Genomic DNA, 4,236 nt, shown 5'->3' with positions numbered 1-4,236 from the left:
CGGTGACCGGCTACCCGCAGGGTCCGCCGTGCAACGTTCAGGGCCCGGCCGATCCCATCGTCGGCGTGCACGCGGGGGTGGCGTTGCTCGCCGCGCTCGACCACCGCCGGCGCACCGGCGAGGGCCAGCTGATCGAGGTCGCGCAGATCGAAGTCGGTGCCGCGATCACCGCCGAACCGGTGATCGAGTACTCGATGAACGGCGTCGTCTCCCCGCGCCAGGGCAACCGGCAGCGGGGTTACCGGCAGGGCGTCTACCCGACCGACAGCGACCACACTTGGGTGGCGCTGTCGGTGCGCGACGACACTGACTGGTCGCGGCTGACGCACCTGATGGATCGCCCCGACCTGGCGGCCGACGATCACGAGGCCTTCGATGAAGCGGTCGCGACCTGGACCCGAACACGGTCGGCCACCAATATCGTTGCCGCCCTTCGGGAACACGGCATCCCCGCCGAAGAGGTGACCAGGCCCGAGCGGATGTATGAGCTGCCCGGGCTGGACGCCCGCGGGTTCTACGAGGATTTCGAACACGCTGTCACCGGCCGTCACCGCTATCCCGGCTGGCCGTTTCGGATCACCCCCGGACCGGAGCGTCACCACCGGTTCGCCCCGCCCACGCTCGGGCAGCACAACGACGAGATCCTCGGCGGCCTCGGATTATCCCGCGACCAGGTCGACGCCCTGCGCCGCGACAAGGTGATCGGCGAACGGGTGATGAACACCTAGGTCGCCCACGGGCCTACGCCGCCGACTCTCTCGATCGTGATGTGCGTCAGGTATCCAGGCGGTGCATCGGGCGGCGGGAAGCCGGTGCCCGGGCCGAATGTCGTCGTGGCGATCTCGTCGAGCAGTTCGGGAGCGCCGCCCTCCTCGACGCGCGCCGTGCCCTTGATCGACAGATAGGGAGTCTGCGGCCCGCTGCGGTCGGTGGACACGATGGTCACCGCCACGCGGGGATCACGGCGAATGTTGCGGATCTTTTGATGCTCCTGAAGATGAGCGGTGACCAGCTCATCTGCACCCTCGGCCGTACTCTCGACCCTCATCCAGACCAAGCTGACTTGCGGGCTGCCGTCGCGATTGATCGTGACCAGCGTTGCAGGGTCGGAACCGATGAGTTTTCGTGCGACGTCGTTGAGTTTCACGATGCGACCGCTTCTCCTAGGTGGTGAGCAGAACCCTGTGTTCGACTCCCTACCTGTCCGACGAACGGCGACACCGCAATCCGACGATGCGATGAGAACCGAGCGGGGTAGCCTGCTGACGTGTTGCTGACCTCGCTGGACCCCTCCATTGTCGCGGGTGGCCATGATCTCGAGGACGCCGTGCGCTTCGGCGATGTCACGCTCAGCCGTAGTGACGTGGTCGGGGCGGCCAACTCGGTTGCCGAACGAGTCCGCGGTGCGGATCGGATCGCGGTGCTGGCCACTCCCACCGCGCCGACTGCGCTGGCCATCGCCGGCTGCCTGATCGCCGGGGTGCCGGTGGTCCCGGTACCGGCCGACGTCGGGCAGACCGAACGCCGCCACATCCTCACCGACTCCGGCGCGCAGGCCTGGCTGGGTCCGGTGCCCGATGAGCCCGAGGGGTTGCCGCACATTCCGGTGCGGATGGGTGCCCGGTCCTGGCACCGCCAACCCGAGCCGTCGCCGCAGGACACCGCGCTGATCATCTACACGTCGGGCACGACCGGGCCGCCCAAAGGGGTCCAGTTGAGCGGTCAGGCGATCGCCGCGGATCTGGACGCGCTGGCCGAGGCCTGGCAGTGGACTGCCGAGGACACGCTCGTGCACGGGTTGCCGCTGTTCCACGTGCACGGCCTGGTGCTGGGCCTGCTTGGGTCGTTGCGGGTCGGAAATCGCTTCGTGCACACCGGAAGACCGACGCCCGAAGCCTATGCGGCAGCTCGCGGCACGCTGTACTTCGGCGTGCCGACGGTGTGGTCGCGGGTGGTGGCAGACAACGCCGCGGCCGAGGCGCTGCGGTCGGCGCGCCTACTGGTGTCCGGCAGCGCGGGTCTGCCGGTCCCGGTGTTCGACCAGTTGGTCCGGCTCACCGGCCATGCACCCGTCGAACGATACGGAGCGACAGAGTCGCTGATCACGCTGTCGACCCGCGCGGACGGTGAACGCCGACCGGGTTGGGTCGGACTGCCGCTGGCGGGGGTCGAGAGCCGCCTGGTCGACGACGACGACAATCCGGTGCCGCACGACGCGGAAACCATTGGGCGCCTGCAGGTGCGGGGCCCGACGCTGTTCAACGGCTACCTGAACCGGCCGGACGCGACGGCGGAAGCCTTTGACGCCGACGGCTGGTATCGCACCGGTGACGCCGCGGTGATCGACGCCGACGGCATGCACCGCATCGTCGGCCGCGAGTCGGTTGACCTGATCAAGTCGGGTGGGTACCGGGTCGGGGCGGGAGAAATCGAGACGGTGCTGCTTGGGCATCCGGGCGTGGCCGAGGCCGCGGTGGTCGGGCTGCCCGATGACGACCTGGGCCAGCGCATCGTCGCGTTCATCGTTGGCGAGGCCGAGCCGCAAGAGTTGATCGACTATGTGGCTCAGCAGCTTTCGGTACACAAGCGGCCGCGTGAGGTTCGGATCGTCGACGAACTGCCCCGCAACGCGATGGGCAAGGTACTCAAGAAGAAATTGTTGACGCAAAGCTAACGCGCGGCGGGTGTGACACCAGGCTCGGATTTCCCTACCGTCGTAGCCGTGCACCGATGCAGCCCAACGGTGGTGTCGCGGTGACGACCGCCGCCGCTACCGCCACCCCGATGAGACGCGTCGCCGCCGCGTGTCTGGTGGGCTCGGCGATCGAGTTCTACGACTTCATGATCTACGGCACCGCGGCGGCGCTGGTGTTTCCCACCGTCTTCTTCCCGCATCTCAGCCCGGCGCTGGGCACGATCGCCTCGATGGGCACATTTGCCAGCGCGTTCGTGTCGCGGCCGATCGGCGGGCTCGCCTTCGGCTACTTCGGCGACCGGTTGGGCCGGAAGAAAACGCTGATCGCGACTTTGCTGATCATGGCCGTCTCCACCATGTCCGTCGGCGCTGTGCCCAGCACGGCGACCATTGGAGTGGCAGCCCCGTTGATCCTGGTTGCGTTGCGGCTGCTGCAAGGGTTTGCCGTAGGCGGGGAGTGGGCGGGCTCGGCGCTACTGAGCGCGGAATACGCCCCCGACGGCCGACGCGGCCGCTTCGGGATGTTCACGCTGCTCGGTGGCGGGGCGGCGGTGGTGTTGTCGAGCCTGACGTTTTTGGGCGTGAACTTCACCATCGGCGAGAACAGCCCCGCGTTCATGCAGTGGGGGTGGCGGATTCCGTTCCTGATCAGCGCCGGCCTGATCGCGATCGCCTTCTATGTGCGGATGCGGATCGACGAGACTCCGGTGTTCGTCGCGGAGAAGGCCCTAAACGTGCTCCCGAGGGCCCCGATCGCGGAGTTGTGGCGATTGCAGCGCCGAGAGATCGTCCTGGCCGGTGGCAGCATCCTGGGCGGCATGTCCTTCGTCTACATGTCGAACACCTACCTGACCAGGTACGCCCACTCCGAACTCGGCTACACCCGGGGCTTCATCTGGGCCGTCGGAGTGCTGGGCGGCCTGGTCAGCATTGCGTTCGTCGCGCTGTCGGCCACCCTCAGCGACAGGGTCGGACGCCGCAGGCTGATGCTGCTGGGCTGGGCGGGATGCGTGCCCTGGGCGCTGGTGGTGATTCCGTTGATCGACACCGGCAACCCGGTGTTCTACGCGGTCGCCATCGCCGGCATGTGCGCGATCGGCGGAATCGGTTCCGGGCCAACGGGAGCTTTCATTCCCGAGCTGTTTGCCACCCGCTACCGCTACAGCGGATCCGCGTTGGCTATCAACCTGGCCGGCATCCTCGGTGGTGCCGTGCCCCCGCTGATCGCCGGCACACTGCAAGCCACCTATGGCAGCTGGGTGATCGGGCCCATGCTGGCAGGCCTGTCCCTGACGGGTCTGGTGTGCACCTATCTGCTTCCCGAAACCATCGGCACAGCACTGCATTCCACCCGAGGCGAGGCCGAGGTGTCAGCCAGCGGCTGACCTGACCGCAGCGGTTGTTCGGTAGTTCTCCAATCCACTGCGGGCGGTTAGTGGATAGCCCGTCGAATTTACTGCGTATTACGTGCGCATTACCGGAGTATTTCCGGCGGATTTTGGGAAAAGTGGCATTCATGGGCTCCTTCTTGGCCCTGCCAC

General features: G+C 67.3%; 4 protein-coding genes. 3 read left to right on the top strand and 1 reads right to left on the bottom strand.

Translation table 11 applies throughout. The features are described 5' to 3' along the window. A partial coding sequence (locus VN856_RS05170) for a CoA transferase (protein ID WP_325686810.1) occupies positions 1-728 on the top strand: 728 nt, incomplete at its 5' end. On the opposite strand, the gene VN856_RS05165 is transcribed toward VN856_RS05170, so the two are convergent. Continuing rightward, positions 725-1,147 carry a TIGR03618 family F420-dependent PPOX class oxidoreductase gene (locus VN856_RS05165; RefSeq protein WP_325686808.1) on the bottom strand — a complete coding sequence of 141 codons (423 nt, stop codon included), beginning with the start codon at positions 1,145-1,147 and terminating at the stop codon, positions 725-727. The genes VN856_RS05170 and VN856_RS05165 overlap by 4 nt on opposite strands. Before the next feature lie 120 nt (positions 1,148-1,267). Here VN856_RS05165 and VN856_RS05160 point away from each other — a divergent pair, with 120 nt between their 5' ends. Then, positions 1,268-2,674: an acyl-CoA synthetase gene (locus tag VN856_RS05160; RefSeq protein WP_325686806.1), complete on the top strand. Its 1,407-nt coding sequence runs from the start codon at positions 1,268-1,270 to the stop codon at positions 2,672-2,674. Between the two features lie 110 nt (positions 2,675-2,784). Next, a complete protein-coding gene (locus VN856_RS05155) occupies positions 2,785-4,080 on the top strand; it encodes an MFS transporter (protein WP_325686812.1) in 1,296 nt (431 codons plus the stop codon). The last annotated feature ends 156 nt before the right edge of the window (positions 4,081-4,236 follow it).

This window comes from Mycobacterium sp., assembly GCF_035603715.1.
GTDB lineage: Bacteria > Actinomycetota > Actinomycetes > Mycobacteriales > Mycobacteriaceae > Mycobacterium.
Note: the sequence above shows the minus strand (reverse complement) of the source record. Positions and strands in the feature narration are given on the sequence as shown.

Coding starts and splice junctions, on each gene's coding strand:
- VN856_RS05155 (WP_325686812.1), top strand. CDS start 2,785: ATGAGACGCGTCGCCGCCGCGTGTCTGGTGGGCTCGGCGATCGAGTTC.